The 14,545-nt window shown below is 46.7% G+C and carries 19 protein-coding genes and 1 pseudogene; 5 read left to right on the plus strand and 15 right to left on the minus strand.

The window, feature by feature from the left end:
- The first annotated feature begins 35 nt into the window (after positions 1–35).
- The 3 genes and pseudogenes from radC to rpmG all read left to right on the plus strand — a co-directional run bounded on the left by radC (position 36) and on the right by rpmG (position 1,367).
- A pseudogene (gene radC / locus AC01GB_RS06160) lies at positions 36–705 on the plus strand (RadC family protein).
- 246 nt (positions 706–951) lie between these two features.
- Positions 952–1,188, plus strand: coding sequence for a 50S ribosomal protein L28 (gene rpmB, locus AC01GB_RS06165; RefSeq protein WP_032115801.1), 237 nt, complete (start codon positions 952–954; stop codon positions 1,186–1,188).
- Between the two features lie 11 nt (positions 1,189–1,199).
- Positions 1,200–1,367: a 50S ribosomal protein L33 gene (rpmG, locus tag AC01GB_RS06170; RefSeq protein WP_026821921.1), complete on the plus strand. Its 168-nt coding sequence runs from the start codon at positions 1,200–1,202 to the stop codon at positions 1,365–1,367.
- Positions 1,368–1,557: 190 nt separating this feature from the next.
- On the opposite strand, the gene AC01GB_RS06175 is transcribed toward rpmG, so the two are convergent.
- On the minus strand, positions 1,558–2,310 hold the full coding sequence (locus tag AC01GB_RS06175; protein WP_474451048.1) for a hypothetical protein: 753 nt from the start codon (positions 2,308–2,310) through the stop codon (positions 1,558–1,560).
- Positions 2,311–2,647: 337 nt separating this feature from the next.
- Between AC01GB_RS06175 and AC01GB_RS06180 the strand changes: the two genes are divergently transcribed.
- Together AC01GB_RS06180 and AC01GB_RS06185 are read left to right on the plus strand one after the other, a co-directional pair.
- Positions 2,648–2,848 carry a hypothetical protein gene (locus tag AC01GB_RS06180; RefSeq protein ID WP_474451050.1) on the plus strand — a complete coding sequence of 67 codons (201 nt, stop codon included), beginning with the start codon at positions 2,648–2,650 and terminating at the stop codon, positions 2,846–2,848.
- 165 nt (positions 2,849–3,013) lie between these two features.
- Positions 3,014–3,262 carry a hypothetical protein gene (locus tag AC01GB_RS06185; RefSeq protein ID WP_474451052.1) on the plus strand — a complete coding sequence of 83 codons (249 nt, stop codon included), beginning with the start codon at positions 3,014–3,016 and terminating at the stop codon, positions 3,260–3,262.
- 181 nt (positions 3,263–3,443) lie between these two features.
- Here AC01GB_RS06185 and AC01GB_RS06190 read toward each other — a convergent pair whose 3' ends face one another.
- From AC01GB_RS06190 to AC01GB_RS06255, 14 genes are all read right to left on the minus strand, one after another.
- Complete coding sequence (locus AC01GB_RS06190; RefSeq protein ID WP_474451053.1) at positions 3,444–3,659, minus strand: ogr/Delta-like zinc finger family protein; 216 nt, start codon at positions 3,657–3,659, stop codon at positions 3,444–3,446.
- Between the two features lie 38 nt (positions 3,660–3,697).
- On the minus strand, positions 3,698–4,774 hold the full coding sequence (locus tag AC01GB_RS06195) for a phage late control D family protein (protein WP_474451054.1): 1,077 nt from the start codon (positions 4,772–4,774) through the stop codon (positions 3,698–3,700).
- On the minus strand, positions 4,774–5,205 hold the full coding sequence (locus tag AC01GB_RS06200) for a phage tail protein (RefSeq protein ID WP_474451056.1): 432 nt from the start codon (positions 5,203–5,205) through the stop codon (positions 4,774–4,776). The genes AC01GB_RS06195 and AC01GB_RS06200 overlap by 1 nt, the downstream gene beginning before the upstream one ends.
- Position 5,206: 1 nt before the next feature.
- Positions 5,207–7,792, minus strand: coding sequence for a phage tail tape measure protein (locus AC01GB_RS06205; RefSeq protein WP_474451058.1), 2,586 nt, complete (start codon positions 7,790–7,792; stop codon positions 5,207–5,209).
- Complete coding sequence (locus AC01GB_RS06210; RefSeq protein ID WP_474452335.1) at positions 7,785–7,946, minus strand: GpE family phage tail protein; 162 nt, start codon at positions 7,944–7,946, stop codon at positions 7,785–7,787. Before AC01GB_RS06210 ends, AC01GB_RS06205 begins: the two co-directional genes overlap by 8 nt.
- Complete coding sequence (locus tag AC01GB_RS06215) at positions 7,916–8,218, minus strand: phage tail assembly protein (RefSeq protein ID WP_474451059.1); 303 nt, start codon at positions 8,216–8,218, stop codon at positions 7,916–7,918. Before AC01GB_RS06215 ends, AC01GB_RS06210 begins: the two co-directional genes overlap by 31 nt.
- A 3-nt stretch (positions 8,219–8,221) precedes the next feature.
- Positions 8,222–8,737 (minus strand): phage major tail tube protein, encoded by a 516-nt coding sequence (locus AC01GB_RS06220; protein WP_474451061.1) that lies wholly within the window; start codon positions 8,735–8,737, stop codon positions 8,222–8,224.
- 2 nt (positions 8,738–8,739) lie between these two features.
- Positions 8,740–9,912 (minus strand): phage tail sheath protein, encoded by a 1,173-nt coding sequence (locus tag AC01GB_RS06225; RefSeq protein WP_474451063.1) that lies wholly within the window; start codon positions 9,910–9,912, stop codon positions 8,740–8,742.
- 89 nt (positions 9,913–10,001) lie between these two features.
- Positions 10,002–10,622, minus strand: coding sequence for a tail fiber assembly protein (locus AC01GB_RS06230; protein ID WP_474451065.1), 621 nt, complete (start codon positions 10,620–10,622; stop codon positions 10,002–10,004).
- Positions 10,622–11,995: a phage tail-collar fiber domain-containing protein gene (locus AC01GB_RS06235; RefSeq protein WP_474451066.1), complete on the minus strand. Its 1,374-nt coding sequence runs from the start codon at positions 11,993–11,995 to the stop codon at positions 10,622–10,624. Before AC01GB_RS06235 ends, AC01GB_RS06230 begins: the two co-directional genes overlap by 1 nt.
- Positions 11,992–12,603 carry a phage tail protein I gene (locus tag AC01GB_RS06240; protein WP_474451067.1) on the minus strand — a complete coding sequence of 204 codons (612 nt, stop codon included), beginning with the start codon at positions 12,601–12,603 and terminating at the stop codon, positions 11,992–11,994. Before AC01GB_RS06240 ends, AC01GB_RS06235 begins: the two co-directional genes overlap by 4 nt.
- Complete coding sequence (locus AC01GB_RS06245; RefSeq protein WP_474451068.1) at positions 12,596–13,507, minus strand: baseplate assembly protein; 912 nt, start codon at positions 13,505–13,507, stop codon at positions 12,596–12,598. Before AC01GB_RS06245 ends, AC01GB_RS06240 begins: the two co-directional genes overlap by 8 nt.
- Positions 13,504–13,848 (minus strand): GPW/gp25 family protein, encoded by a 345-nt coding sequence (locus AC01GB_RS06250; RefSeq protein WP_474451069.1) that lies wholly within the window; start codon positions 13,846–13,848, stop codon positions 13,504–13,506. The genes AC01GB_RS06245 and AC01GB_RS06250 overlap by 4 nt, the downstream gene beginning before the upstream one ends.
- Positions 13,845–14,468, minus strand: coding sequence for a phage baseplate assembly protein V (locus AC01GB_RS06255; protein ID WP_474451071.1), 624 nt, complete (start codon positions 14,466–14,468; stop codon positions 13,845–13,847). The genes AC01GB_RS06250 and AC01GB_RS06255 overlap by 4 nt, the downstream gene beginning before the upstream one ends.
- Positions 14,469–14,545: the final 77 nt, after the last annotated feature.

The following is a 14,545-nucleotide window of genomic DNA, read 5'->3' on the forward strand; positions in this document are numbered from 1 at the left end:
TGTCAAAGCTACAGGGAAATAGACAGGAAAAACATATGGACGAAATAAATTATGCACTTCAACCTAGAGAAAAGCTTTTAGCTTATGGAGCATCTTCATTAAGTGACCAAGAGCTTTTGGCCATTTTTCTTCGCACAGGATTGCCTGGATTTCCGATTTTAATATTGGCTGAAAAATTATTAAAAGAATTTGGCTCATTGCACAAACTATTAACTGCTGATTCTCAACAATTTTTAGCGCACAAGGGATTAGGAGTTTGTAAGTATTCACAATTACAAGCGATTGGTGAAGTCGCTAAACGATTCTTTACACAACAACTTATTAATCAAAGTATTATGAGAAGTCCTAAGCACTTGAAAAAATATCTACTCGATTTTTATCTTGGACAGGATAGAGAAATTTTTCATTGTATTATTCTTAAACAACCAAAATCAAATTATCTGCTATGAAGAAATTTTTAAAGGCACCATAAATCGCGTAGAAGTACATCCAAGAGAAATTTTAAGGCAGGCGGTTAAAGTAAATGCAGTATCCATTATTCTTGCACATAATCATCCTTCGGGTAACCCAGAGCCCAGTTTAGCGGATAAAATTGTCACCGAAAAAATTGCTAATGCTTGCCGTTTGATAGATATAAAATTGCTTGACCATTTTGTCGTCACTCATAAAAAAGGCCTTTCATTTGTCGAACTTGGCCTACTCTAGTGCCACATTTTGACTAATAAATAGCAACTTTATTAGTTCTGGGCTTGAGTGAAAGCGCTAGAGGGCGTATAATACGCCACCTTTTAGGATCTCGGGTTTGACAAGAAGAGCCTATTTCAGTGAGTTTTACTAAAGTTAAGTTATTTTTTTATATTAAGAAAATTTGCTGAGATAGGCTTCCAAGTCTGACGAGGCAGTCATTCCCGATATAAAGCTCGAGCTGATTAGATTTTTGGAGAAATAGACATGTCACGAGTCTGTCAAGTTACTGGTAAGCGCCCAATGAGTGGTAACAAACGCTCACACGCAATGAATGCAACTAAACGCCGCTTTCTGCCAAACCTGCACTCTCACCGTTTCTGGGTTGAATCTGAGAAACGTTTCGTAAAACTTCGTGTGTCAGCAAAAGGCATGCGTATAATCGATAAACAAGGGATCGACGCAGTTCTTGCTGAGCTTCGCACCCGTGGTGAGAAATACTAAGGAGCTAAAGAATGGCTAAAGGTATTCGCGATAAAATTAAACTGGTTTCTTCTGAAGGTACAGGTCACTTCTATACTACAACGAAGAACAAACGTACTATGCCTGAAAAATTGGAAATGAAAAAATTCGATCCAGTTGTTCGTAAGCATGTGATTTATAAAGAAGCTAAAATTAAATAACTTCTTAATAAAAAACCCAGCTTGCGCTGGGTCATTGTATCTAACTATCTTTATGAAATAAAAGGATTTATTTCTATCGATGTCCACATGTCGACCACATCTAAAAATACCGCTTCAATTAAAGCGGTATTTTATATCAATAATCATTGCACTTACTTGCACTTAGCAACTAGGTTAATGTTTCTTTTTTTTAAATCAAACTTGGTTCAGCAGTGAATACATTAAAAATATTATCACTATATTTTTTTAAGCTGAATTCTATTCCATTGAAAACTGTCGAAACTCTTGTTTCTTTTTCGAAACTTTCATTCATTTTTTCTGATAATTTTGTCACTATTTTGAGTGTTTCATCTGTTTCAATTATATTTTCACCTAAAACTGCTGAATAAGCGGATAATACAATTGCCGAAGCATCTACAGCCGATATGTCTATATTGGTTTCGTCACCACTAGTCATTATGATGATACGTAATAGGTTCTTACTAACCTTATCTACCGCGCCTAGTATTGCTAAATTATCATTAAACCTATAACTGAAAGTATCACTGACCTCATCACTTGTAACTTGTACTTTTAGCTTGAATGAGCTTCCGGCAGCTTTAAGATTAGCATTCATTCGTTTAGCAAAAACTTCAGGGGTTATTTCTAATGTTTTTTTAGTTTCATCGGTGGTAAATTCTACTGAGTCTTTTGTAAGTTTTTCGTTTGATTCAAGAGAACTCTTGTTTTTTCGGCTGTTAACTTCTGCTGTTTTTGAGATATCTTTATTTGGAGTTGGAATAATTGAAATAAAAAAAATTAACGCAATTACTGAGCCAATACTGACGCCAATAATCCTGCTTAACCAAGCTTTATGACTTTTTTTAATAAAATGTCTTGATATTAATTTAGCAACGATTACCAGAATGATTATTGTTGAAATTAAAATTAAAATTTCTTTCATTGTGACTCCACTGATTGTTTATAGGGTTAACTGTTGGTTCATAGATATGCCCGCCTAAGCTAACAGATAACTTTCGATGAAAACAGGGATAGTGTTTGTATTTTAACTATAATATTCTGATTTATATGAATATAATTTTATTAGTGTCCACCAAATGACCACATCGACCACTATCGACACAATTAAATCAAAGGGAGGTTTTGCTCCCTTTATTGTTTACTATTTTAAAAATACGATTAATTTTATTTTAAAGAAAATTTTCTACTGAATATCACACGCATAAATTTATCTTAGTTTTTTGTATAATAAAGCCTGAAACTTTATCTAGTTGAACACCATGTTATTACTCATAATCCATGCTAAAACTCCTTTTGAACGAATAAAATTAGCTTACGTGTTGCTTACCGAAGCCGGAAAAATCCTTTTTAGACGAGGTATCTACTCTGTCAGGGAATACCAGGCAGTAGGAGATCTCAATGCGTTAAATCAGATTGCAGAAGCGATGACAAAAAATCAAAAAAGGGGTATTAACAAATGAAGTTAGTCAGCAAAGACAAAGAACCCAGAAATCATACTTAATAGTGCTTTAAATTTTGTTGAACATTGCGCTTGTGATCGCCTTTGATACTATGATGTGAATTTTTTTAGAGTAAAAAGTTTTAGTTAAAATTTTATTACCATGCTAATAAATTATGCCGAAGGCATGGGAGACGCGAAAAGGACTTACAGATGCGTACATGAGCTATTACGCGCCGATACGCGAGCTGTGCGAGCCTCAGTACTAGCATATTACTGTGACCCGCGCCGCGCCCTGCTTGACCTTTTTGTACGCAGAAGAATACGTCATGCTGTTGAGATTAAATCGCCTAGTGATATCCCGAAAAAAAGCCAGATGGGTGATCGGATGAAATCAGAACTAGCGATCGGGCAACCGGAATCGATGATCGGGTGAAATCGGAATCAGTGATCGGATGTGACCGGAACCAGCACCCCTGCTTGATGACACATACTGCACATTGTTGTGATGTTCTTATGATGAAGAAAGGCATTAAAATCATCCACTGTGATCGTTTTTAATTTCTCGATTAAAATACACTTTTTTCATCCTCATTTGAAAAAATCATAGTAGCCTTTTAAACCGCGAGTGACATTTGTTGCTTAGTGCAATGTGGGGTAACGGGGTCAATCTTACCCGGTGTCGAAATAAACCGGGTTAAGCTCTCGTGGCTGACGAAGGTGGCTCCACAATTAATGTTGTGACACTGGTTGTAACGCTCACGAGTGTTTTCTGAGATCTGATGGGAACTTCGTGTATGGGCCGCATGACCACAAAGGGGGCAATTCATCATAATGACATTCTCCTTTTTTCAGCTATTTTACCAGCAAGTTAGGTACTTTTCATCGCTAAATCGGTGATTTTCACTTCCATGTCAAGCGCGGTAGTAAAGCCTTTGTCATTGAGATTATGGGTCACTTTTACCACCATCCAGTCGGCGTTATCGATTTGCGGTTTAAAGCCCCTGACGTTAATCGGGGTTTCCGGGTAAATATCGGCCCGTCCTTTGGCTAACTGAATCGAAAAGCGGGCGATGCCGCGCTGAATGTTTGCCCAGGTCGCTTTTGCTGCCCGTGCTGCATTGGCACGATTGGCGTAGGTGTGTGAAAGCACGAGTACATTGCCATCCTCACCGATAAAATAATCTCCCTGCTTGTTTTTTGTTGACGCAGAAGGCTTTTTGCGCGCAATCTTAACGGTGTGTTTTTTTTCAGGCTGCTGGGTATCTAGCCAACTGGCAATCACCCCCGTGTAAGCACTGCGGTCTGCCAGTGAAAACGAATAATTATCCCCGTCTTTTCGGGTTAAGGTGAGCGTTGGTATCTTTTTACCTGAGGCGGTTTGACTTTTCCCCTGCTGGAGAAATAACAGCTGGTCATTTTTCACCGTCGCCAGCGCGCCTTCCTGCTGACCTAGCCGGGTTAAAAATGCGCCGTCCGATTCGTTTGTCTGGTCAATATGCGCAATTCGGATAGGCTTAAGCGCCGCATCAATACAGGGGGTTAACTGATTGCGCCCGGCAAGCGTGGTCACAATTTCTTCCAAGGTTTTGTTGTGATAAGAGGCTTCTCGTCGCGTATTGAGAGTCGCGCGAAAATCAGCACTTCGCGCGCGTAATGTCAGACGGTCAGGCGCGCCACTGTATTCGATTTCATCGACAATAAATTTCCCCTTCGGGATGAGGCTTTCGTTTTTCCAGCCCAGCGCCAGGGTCAGGGTTTCTCCGCGCCGCGGTAAGGCCAGTTTGCCGTCACTATCATCCAGTTCAATGTCTAGCTGGTCGGCTTCAAATCCCCGATTATCGGTCAATGTCAGTGACATCAATCGGCCTTCAATCTGCGGATTAATATTTTTACTGCCTGCCGTTAGCGCAAACGCAGGGATATTTTCCGTGTTGAAAAAGGGCATTAGAAAAATCCCTTAACCTGTTCACTTAAATCACCAAACATCGCGGAAAGGGAATCATCGACCCGTTTTAACTTAAGGGTGAATTCAATCTTACGCGGTGCGCCATCAGCAAAAAAAAGACTTTTGCTTTGACTGATTTCTTCAATCACGAACATGCCGTAAATATTGCCTTCACCATCCAGAAAGGGCCAGGCTTTACCGCTTTCCGCCATCCCTTCGAGGGCAATCAGGGATAATCTGCCGCCGGTCAGTTCCGGATAAAGTGACCCAGACAGGGTGATATCGTCATTATCCAGTCCAATAAACTGAAAGGCAGGTCGGATACCTAGCCGGCTGTTGAACCCATAGCGCCAGCGCCGATTGATTTGCAGTGTCTGATAGGGTGCGGTTTTAAGCTGAAACACAAACAGTCCTAATGCGGCCATCGGCATATTAATATTCCTCCGGGTTGTCGCTAAACCGTCCCCGTTGTTGCGCCTGTTGCTGGCGTTGAAGCTTAACGAGTTGTCGGCTCACTTCCTGCGCGATATCGTGCGCCGACTGGGCGGGGGCGGCATTAATCGTAATGTGAATCGTTGACGAAGCGCTGGTGTCCGGTGTCCGGATAACCGCCGTGTCGGTTTTATCGGCCACAAAAGGGTGGATGGGTTGGTCGGCATACGCATTGCTCAATGTCAGCGCGGCAGCGGCAAAGGCCGCCGTATGGCGACGACTTAATACATGGGCGGGACCGGTGACAATTTCAGGGCCGTTCTCGCCAACAATGCCTGCCGCTCCGCGGTGAATAACGCCACCCTTATCAAACAGTCCGGCCCCTTTTATGCCGGCATTTAATACCGTCAAGGATTGGTTCGCGCGTAAGGTTTTGGTTTCCTCAGAGACCATCCAGTCCGGCAATAAATCGGTCACGGTGTTTTTAATATCGGCAAACAGGGCTTTTAACTGTTGCCATTTTTCCAGCACGCCATTTTTCAGGTTATCAATCAATTCACTGCCAAAATTTTTAATACGGGTTTTGATTTTTTGATAGCCGTCGGCAAAAAACTGAGTGGTTTTTTCCCACAGATTTTTGAAAAAGGGGGCGATGTTATCCCAATAGCGATAAATCAGCAGCGCAGCGACGGCAATCGCGGTGATACCTAACACAATCGGGTTGGTGAATGCCACTGCGGTCAAGCGTATTAAGCCAGCCCTTAGCAGGCTTAAACCCAGTCTGACGGCGGCCAATGGCCCGGTGAGTGCCGCCAGGGTTAATGCCATGATGCCCCCAAGGGTGATCAGTGCCGCAAACCCCGCGAGGGCCACGCCAAAATAGCGTGTCAGGGTGGGGTGAGATTTGAAAAAATCCGTTAATTTGCTCAATTGCTGGTTGAGCATCTCAAGTCCCTGGATATAGAGCGGCAACAGGTTATCACCCATATCACGGTATAAATCGGCTTTTTTGGCTTCCAGTTCAATTTGTTTGCCCTGGGCGGTTTTTTTACCTTCGGCAATCAGCTGCTCAAGGCCATAAGCGGCATTACCGGCCTTGATTTGTTTCTCAATGTTGGCATGTTCCCGATACATCGTCACAAATAAATCCGAGCCGGTACGACTGGAAAACAGTTGGGCGATTTGGGTTTCCATTTGCGATTCGGTTAATTGCGGGGATTTCTTTCGAATTCGCGGCACAATTTCGTCCATCAGATAGCGGAAAGGATCGCGCTTGTAGAGTTCTACATTTACTAGCGCATCGTTATTCAGCTTGGTGACGTGACCGGTTTTGCCGTATTTGACTGATCCTTTTTTCAAGAGGCCCAGCCCCATCAGATTTTCCATGGCACCTTGGGTTGTTTTGCCTTTCACCAGATTCTGATATGCACTGTTTAACGAGGTGCCGGTTCGGTCACCGCCTAACTGCTGGATAAGATGTGACATACCAAAATAGAACGCATCGGTGTTCATCTGTTTGACAGCAGTGCCACCTGTTTTCATCATCGCCAGGTAATCTTCCGGCAAGACCATCCCCCCACTGGCTGTCATCGATTTTGCCGTCATATCAACCGAGCGTTTAAATTGAGCTGGTGTGTTAATTTCATTACGTAACTCGGCAATTTTGAGCACAGCGGGTGACTGGTCACGTAGCGTCTGGGCAGCGGATCCACTGACACCATGTGACGACATAAATTTAGTGGCGAATTGCAGCTTAAGTAATGTCGGCGAGACCAGTTCGGTTTCATGATAATCGCGTAATACGGAGTAAGCCTCTTTAATCACTTTCAGGTTTTCGGTGGTGCTGTTACCAAAAATATGCATGCCTTTAGCAAATTTTTCAGCATCCGCCAGCATCGTCTCCCCACCCCCGAGCGCTTTAAAGGAAACCGCTTCTTTTTGATAAATCGCCGCTTCATTGAGGGTCGGCTTGACCGCCATGGCCGTGGTGGCACCGGTGGCGACCATGCCCGCTCCGTGAGACAGCAGACTGCTTCGGCGGTTCATGCGCTGTTGATAACGGTTTCGGGCGGTGGTGAGGTGTTTTTCGCGAGCTGAAATTTTAGCAAGCTGGCCTTCCTGACTTTTTAACGCCTGGGTGTATTTCTGGGTTTCTTGCCGGATATGGACGGTGGCTTGGTCTGCGTGATTGACGGATATCCCGATTTTATCAAACGACGACCGGATTTTTTGATGTTGGGTGAGAAAGCCCTGATACTGACGCTCAAGTTTTGCCACGCTGGCCCACTGTTTTTCCAGTGCGGCGGTTTGTTTTTGAGTAGGATTCTGGAGACCCGCCATCTCAAGGCCCATCATTTTGCCTTTCAGGCGCGCTTTTTCCAGCGCCTGACCGAGCGTATTGATTTTGCCACTGAGCGTCTGTAATTGGGTCAGTTTTTGGCTCGCCTGATTGAGTTGCGTCAAGTGCTCACGCGTGCTTTTAAGCTGTTTCGCCAGTCGGGTATTGGCGCTTTTGGCTTTCTCAAAAGGGCCACTTAGCCTATCGATGGCGCTTAAGACCACTTGTAAACGTAATTCTTTACTCATGCGACCCACTTCGTAAATAGGCCTGATGCCGCCACATCAGCAAATCAGACAATGATAATTGGGCAGTTTCAGAGGGTGGCCAGTGAAAAATGACCGCAATATCGGCTTCCAGGGCTTCGACGGTTAAGGTGTCGGGAAGTCGGCCGTCACCGATTTCGGCAACAAAAAAAGCCCAAGCTCATTGGCGAGATTGAAAAAATCGCCCGGGCTCATTTGTCGCATTTCCTGCTCGTTTAAGCTTGGGGTCATAATGCGGGGTAAGACTTTCATCACCGCATCGACATCCATCTGCATCAGCGGACTTAACTGGATACCACGCAGATCGCCGACTTGCGGTTTTCGCAGTGTCACCTGATTAATCGGTGTTTCACCGCGCGCGATGGGTTCTTCCAGGTTTAGGGTTCGGGTATTCAGTGTTTTTTTCATGGGTTAAAGTCCTAATGCGGCGCGTTGTTTTTCAAGGCGATCAACGCCGGCCACTTTTTCAATTAAATTAATCACATCAATTTCAATCAGTTCCTGACCGTCCCACAGCAGCTTAAAATAGGTGGCTTTAAAGCTCAGTTTGGTTTGCGTGTTATCGCCGGACTTGGCACTGCCGGGGTCAATTTCAGAAAATCGGCCGCGGGTGACGATTTCTACGGCGGTCACTTCCCCCGTATCGTCGCGTTGATAGGCGCCACAAAAACGCAGCGGCACACCATCAAGGGTGGTTATCCCCCATTGCTGATAAAGCTGCGCATCAAGACCCCCTAACGTGAATTCCATATCTAGCGCACCGCCGTCAAGTCCTAAGTCAATCTGCGCTTCGCCATTCATGCCACCGCCGCGGTAGCCTTCCAGTTTGCGGGTCAGTTTGGGCAGTGTTACCTCTTCAACCACCCCTAACCAGCTTTGCCCATCATCAAACAGGTTCATGTTTTTTAATTTGCGTGGTAATGCCATGATCAACCCTTAATCTTGTTGCTAAAATCCAGTAAATACTGGTCAGTGATACGCTGGCGTAATAACAGGTTTTCTAACGGCGGAACCGGCGTATAGTCATAATCCAGTGTCAGCTTGCCGTCTTTGAGCGTTTCTTTGGTATTCACCTTGTCGTCATACCAGCACTGCCCACCCAGTAAATACCCTTCGGCAATCAAGCGTCGCAGCTTGGCGTTAATACCTTCAATGATATCGCGCGTCAGCGACGGACTAAACGTTTTGTCTATCGCCCAGAAATGCGCCTCGGCAAAGGTATCGGCGAGAATATGTGCGGTGCGGGTGGCACTTTCAAATTGAAAAAGCGGGTCATTCGAGCAGGTACGCGACCCCCAGAACCGGAAGCCATCCTGACGAATAAGGGGGGTAATGGCATGTTGGTTTAATAATCCGGCATCGGTATCCGGGTCTTGCAAATCCCACGACAGGTCAGCGGAAATCCCCGTCACACCATTAATGCCCACATTAGAAAGCGTTTTATGCCAGCCCGTGTCATTATCGATTTTTGCCCGCAACCCTAATGCAAACGCCGTGGCATAAGCGGTCTGTTCACGACTTGTGATAGTATTCCAGGCTAAAAAATCCGGCCAAATCAGCATCAGCTCACGTTGGCTAAAGTTTTTACGATACGCTATCGCGTCGGTCACGGTATGACACCCTGCGGCGCTGATATAGGCCATCGCGCGTAATTTTTGGGCGACGGTTGCAAGCGCCGTTGCGACCGCCTGGTTATCCAGCCCCGGCACACCAAGAATCCGCGGCTTTACGCCAAGCTGGTTGTTAGCGGATAACAGCGCCTGTAAGCCGGTTTTTTTGCCCTCAGGCGTGGTAGTGCCAATGATATTGGTGGTGGTCTCCTCGGGGGTTTTCCCTTCGGCGACCCGGACGACCACCGTGACGGGATTGATTTGGGCTAAAATCGCGGTTAACACGGGCCCGAGCGTCCCTTTTTTTCCGGCTTTGCCTATCGCAGCGGCGAGGTCAGTTAAACGCACCGCGGTATTGAGTGGAAAGGTGGTACTGTCGGCATCGTCTGCGATACACACAAATCCGACAATGGCGGTGCTAGCGCTCCTGATTTGGCGCGGGCCTTCATTAATTTCAATCACACGCACGCCATGATGATAGTCTTGCGGCATAATCGGGTTCCTGGTTTGGTTATCGGGTTAAGTGTCCTTCATCAGGGAGATAAAATCCTGTTATTGGCACTGTATCAGCGCTCAGACAATTACTCTGGCTTTTTCGGCCAGTCAATCTCGGGCGCGGTGGCGGTGTCAATATCATTGAGTTTTACGCTGTACATTTCCCAGGCCCGTAGCGCGGTTTTTTCACTATTGGTCGCCATCCCTAAACGTACTTTACGGTCAAGCAAGGTGATTTTTGATTCCGCTTCGTCGATTAACTGGTGTTTTGTTTGATTTGCGGTGTTGATTTGGTCTGCTTTCATCGCCTGATTATCCGTTACCCATTTTTTGCCATCCCATTTATCAAACTGCGTTTTAGGCGCTAACAAGGTAAAGCCGGTTTTTATCTCGCCGAGATAATCAACGGTATAGGAAGCACGATTATTGGTATCGTGTACCGTCTTGCCGCGGTGGTCTGGGACGTATCGCCACTGTGTGCCGTCATCACTGCGGACAACAGCAATGTCGTCATTATTGGGTATCTCTGGCGCATCAATATAGGAATATTGACCGACACTAACGCCTTTATATAATAATTCCATTGTCGCGCCTAAATATTCATACGGCGGTTCATGCCTCGACATATAGGTTTTTATCCAGCCTCGGTTTTTAGCGAAACCGTTTTCATCGATTTCCGCTTTGGGTATTTCTGTACTGTATTTCATTATACTGCCCTCAATATATACAAAAATGCGACATTTCGTGGTCGGTTTTCGTTTGCGGTGGGGACAACACGAGAAGGATCAAAAGAAGCGACACCACCCCAATCATCATTATCCCCGCCAGAGGATTTTGCGTTGAAATACGTGTCTACTCTAAAGGCACCGTCCTCGGCAACAGGAGACCAATTCCACCCGCGGCGCACATAGCCAAAACGTCCGGTGATATTGCGTATAGCGTCCCCCTGGTTGCTTAATGCCGATCTACCTGGGTCAACGTGTCCGTCTAAATCCAATCCGCGAATAAATTCACCGTACAAATAGGGTAATTTTCCAGAAGGATATGCTAACGCTAATTGGGGATAGTCGGCTTTATCGAAGTAATTGCCGTTGCAGACCAAATAACCTTCCGGTGGGTTTGCTTGAGGCCACGGAATGGGCGCGCCAACCGGATAATTGTTAACCGCGTCCACATCAGAGGTTAATGCCAGTGTGCCCTTTCTGTTGTATGGAATATCAAGTTCGCCATGCTCTCCATAGGCAAAATACGCACTATCAGGAGAAGTTTGAAGCGCGCACACAACACCATCTTTTCTTTCTATCATCAGGCCGGAATAATCGCGGCCACTTTTGATAACGATATTGCCGGTTCTGAGTACTTCCTGTGAATCTTTCTTGGCATAGTTGTCGTCACAGGCTTTTTGGCTCAGCACTTTGTCGGTCGAATCCCCCGTTGTGCCGACCAGTTGTGTCTTATCGATTTTATTGTTTAATCCCTTGTTAAAGGCCAGCTGGGTGACATAATCGCCAATCGGTTGTTTGGTATCTAATGCCTTCGTGACGCCTAACTGGCTGATGACATCGCTTGGGGAATCACCTGTTGTCTGTTTAACCGCCTGTTTGTCGATTTTTTTATTTGTTTCACTATCGACATATTGTCGCGTCGCCAGTACTACCGAGGGGTCAATTTTAAGCGTCACCGCCGCCGTATGACTGACAATAAATACGGCTCTTATCGTCTGGGTTCGACCTGAACCTTCGGCTAATTGGGGTTTGTAGGTTTCTGGTAAGTTACCCACCGCAATGAGCACATCCTCTTTATCAAAGAGTCCCACCTCCCGTATCCACCAACCGCCTTCATTTTCGGGAATAATCTGCTCGGCAATCACTTGGTTGGGATTATTTTTATCGACCCACAGCTGATTAATCGCTGCTCGGCGACGTTCATTAATCAGTTGAGTCTGTTGGGTGTCTGGGGTGGGTAATGTGCCGCCCCCATCGCCGACGGCCATTTGCGTAATGGCGATTTTTGTACCCAGTGCTGTCGCTTCGGCAACACGGTGTTCGCCCTGGCGGGTTAACAGGCAAAAGTATTTCATGATGGAGTTATCCTTACGGTATCAATCAGGTGTAATGCCACCGCGTGTTGTACGGTGCCGCTGGTGCTAATCAACGCGGGCGTGTAAGCATAAACGGTTAATTCATCGCCCAGATAGACACTCGCACCGGTATAAAAAGTGCCGCGCGTTTCCAGTTGAATCGACAGCCCCAATAAGTGCCGACTGGCCGGCTTTGCATCCGCAATCAATGCTTCAATCTCATGATACATCGATTCCGTAATGCCACTTTCCAGTACGCCGATATCTAATCGAAAGGTGCCGGGCGTATCGCCCGTTTTCCACCATTCAATGACGCGTATCAGGTAGCCGAGTGGCTCAACAACGCGGCGCAGTGCGCCGATGGTGCCTTTATGCTGATGAATAAAGAGAGCGGCTTTAATGGCCTCGCGTTTGGTTTTCTCCGACCAATCTTTATCCCACCTATCAACGCTGACACTCCAGGCCAGATAAGGCAGCAAATGGACGGGGCACGTGTCGGGATTCATCAGCGTGCGAAGCGGAATGGGTAAGGTCTTGATATCTGACAACGCCAGGGAGGCCGCTTTTTCCAGCGGTGTAGAGCCGGTCGGTAATAACGTCTTATGCATCGGTTCTGCTCTCCATCTTAAGATGGATATCGGTGCAGAAGCTGGCTTGCGTTTTGGCTATCTTGATATCCTGTTTGGGTGTGTGAATGACGACCCGGGTTACGCCAATGACGTGTAAGGCGGCATACAGCGCACTTAAGGCCACATCGCGGCCCAATCGGTGTTGTTCGCGTGTATAGGCGGTCAACTTTTCGCGTGCCGTTTGTAAAATCGGTTCATATTCCGGTGCAGGTAACAGATAAAGCGTGGCATCGACCTGATAGGATAGAATGTCGGCCGATTGCACCGTAACCCGGTCGGCGACGGGGCGCACATTTTCATCATTAAGGGCTGTTTCCACCGTGTTAATCAGCGTTTGACTGGCCGTACCATCCCCCTCGCGTGACAGGATAGTAACGGTCACTTCTGCCGGTTTCGGGCTAATGACCGAGGCATCGGCGACCCGCCCATCGGCGCTGCGAGCGTAAAATTCGTAGCTGCCGGTAGGGCCGGCTACACTCAGCCCTTCAAAGGCGGCAGGGATACGCAGACGTAAATCGTTATCGGATTCAAAAACGGGTAGCATCGGCGGGATAGCTGTCGCGTCGCCTTCTGATAAGCGCAGGCGTTTAACATTGTTATTTGCCGCCAGATGGTCAAGGTCAGCCCCCTTTGCAAAGGCCACCATATTGGCTAAGGCCGCTTCATTAATGCGGCTTCGCAACAGCAAATCATAATAGGCATTCTCTTCCAGTAACTTGGTCAACGGTTCAGAGGGAAGCGCCAGCGTTTGCGCGACGGCATCCCGGATTTCAGCCGGACACGACGCAATCAGGGCATTTTTACGCCTGGCAAGCAGGGTGTCAAAATCCAGTATCTCAACCACATCGGGTTTCGGTAACTGGCTTAAATCGATCGTTGTCATCTCGGGCTCACTGGAAAATGAAAGGAAAACGCGGAGCCACTTTCGATAATTTGCGCCATAATGGCAATTTGCGTGGTCTGGTCGTGTTGGTCGATGTTAATTTTTTCGAGTCTGATCCGGGGTTCAAAGCGTAAAAGCGCGCTAAAACAGGCCGCCATCAATTGCAGTGTTAATGCCGGGGTTTGGGGTTTATCCAACAGACTAAACAACAGTGACCCATAGTCACGGCGCATGACTCGACTGCCCAATGGGGTCAGTAAAATATCTTGCACCGATTGGGCAATATGGGCGTTTTCGCTAATAAATCTCCCGGTTTTCCGGTTCATGCCCAGGGCATTCATTGGGGTTCCTCCGTCATGGCGCTGCCACGTTCAACACCGCCGTGGCGATGTCTGTCAACACGAATGCCGTTAGACATCAAAGCACCGCCAGAGTGGGTTACATCCCCTGCCATCTGTGCCCCTTGAGTGACCGTGAGTGACGTGGTGGTCAGATTATGCGTACAAATGACCTTAGGGGTATCCAGCTCAATAGTATCCGCCGCATTGACGGTGACCTGTTTTGCGCGCACAGACAGGCTATTTTTTGCTTCAATGTAGCCTTGCTTAATGCCCGTGGCTTTCAGTAGGCCGGTGGCGGGTTCATATTCAATCACGGCACCATCGGCATAGCTACGATGGTCAGCGGTCAATGAGGGAATGGGCACAGGATGGGGATCGGAAAAAATGCCCGTCAGTACAAAGGCGGTGGTGAGTTCGCCACCTAATGCCAAAATCAACACCTGCTCACCCTTGCTTGGGGCACTCAGTGTCCGGGTTTGTCCCGCCCGTAAGGTGAGCCATTTGAGCCAGTCGGTGACAAGATCGCCGGTTTTCACCCGGCAACCTTTTTGGCTATCTACCTCAACCACCACCCCGACCCGAATAAGATTTTGTAAGCGGCGCAACAGATTTGCGGTCATTATTCTTTCCCGTCACCGATAAATCAACGTCATACCGATATTGTTACCCATATCAAGGTGGGTTGCCCACGATTGGC

Source organism: Candidatus Arsenophonus phytopathogenicus (assembly GCF_056113345.1).

What these genes read in the sequence shown, in the direction of transcription:
- rpmG (WP_026821921.1), top strand. Translation starts at nt 1,200, where the DNA reads ATGGCTAAAGGTATTCGCGATAAAATTAAACTGGTTTCTTCTGAAGGT.
- AC01GB_RS06225 (WP_474451063.1), bottom strand. Translation starts at nt 9,912, where the DNA reads ATGCCGCAAGACTATCATCATGGCGTGCGTGTGATTGAAATTAATGAA.
- AC01GB_RS06250 (WP_474451069.1), bottom strand. Translation starts at nt 13,848, where the DNA reads ATGAATGCCCTGGGCATGAACCGGAAAACCGGGAGATTTATTAGCGAA.
- AC01GB_RS06235 (WP_474451066.1), bottom strand. Translation starts at nt 11,995, where the DNA reads ATGAAATACTTTTGCCTGTTAACCCGCCAGGGCGAACACCGTGTTGCC.
- AC01GB_RS06255 (WP_474451071.1), bottom strand. Translation starts at nt 14,468, where the DNA reads ATGACCGCAAATCTGTTGCGCCGCTTACAAAATCTTATTCGGGTCGGG.
- rpmB (WP_032115801.1), top strand. Translation starts at nt 952, where the DNA reads ATGTCACGAGTCTGTCAAGTTACTGGTAAGCGCCCAATGAGTGGTAAC.
- AC01GB_RS06175 (WP_474451048.1), bottom strand. Translation starts at nt 2,310, where the DNA reads ATGAAAGAAATTTTAATTTTAATTTCAACAATAATCATTCTGGTAATC.
- AC01GB_RS06195 (WP_474451054.1), bottom strand. Translation starts at nt 4,774, where the DNA reads ATGCCCTTTTTCAACACGGAAAATATCCCTGCGTTTGCGCTAACGGCA.
- AC01GB_RS06205 (WP_474451058.1), bottom strand. Translation starts at nt 7,792, where the DNA reads ATGAGTAAAGAATTACGTTTACAAGTGGTCTTAAGCGCCATCGATAGG.
- AC01GB_RS06200 (WP_474451056.1), bottom strand. Translation starts at nt 5,205, where the DNA reads ATGCCGATGGCCGCATTAGGACTGTTTGTGTTTCAGCTTAAAACCGCA.
- AC01GB_RS06220 (WP_474451061.1), bottom strand. Translation starts at nt 8,737, where the DNA reads ATGGCATTACCACGCAAATTAAAAAACATGAACCTGTTTGATGATGGG.
- AC01GB_RS06230 (WP_474451065.1), bottom strand. Translation starts at nt 10,622, where the DNA reads ATGAAATACAGTACAGAAATACCCAAAGCGGAAATCGATGAAAACGGT.
- AC01GB_RS06180 (WP_474451050.1), top strand. Translation starts at nt 2,648, where the DNA reads ATGTTATTACTCATAATCCATGCTAAAACTCCTTTTGAACGAATAAAA.
- AC01GB_RS06245 (WP_474451068.1), bottom strand. Translation starts at nt 13,507, where the DNA reads ATGACAACGATCGATTTAAGCCAGTTACCGAAACCCGATGTGGTTGAG.
- AC01GB_RS06190 (WP_474451053.1), bottom strand. Translation starts at nt 3,659, where the DNA reads ATGATGAATTGCCCCCTTTGTGGTCATGCGGCCCATACACGAAGTTCC.
- AC01GB_RS06240 (WP_474451067.1), bottom strand. Translation starts at nt 12,603, where the DNA reads ATGCATAAGACGTTATTACCGACCGGCTCTACACCGCTGGAAAAAGCG.
- AC01GB_RS06185 (WP_474451052.1), top strand. Translation starts at nt 3,014, where the DNA reads ATGGGAGACGCGAAAAGGACTTACAGATGCGTACATGAGCTATTACGC.
- AC01GB_RS06215 (WP_474451059.1), bottom strand. Translation starts at nt 8,218, where the DNA reads ATGAAAAAAACACTGAATACCCGAACCCTAAACCTGGAAGAACCCATC.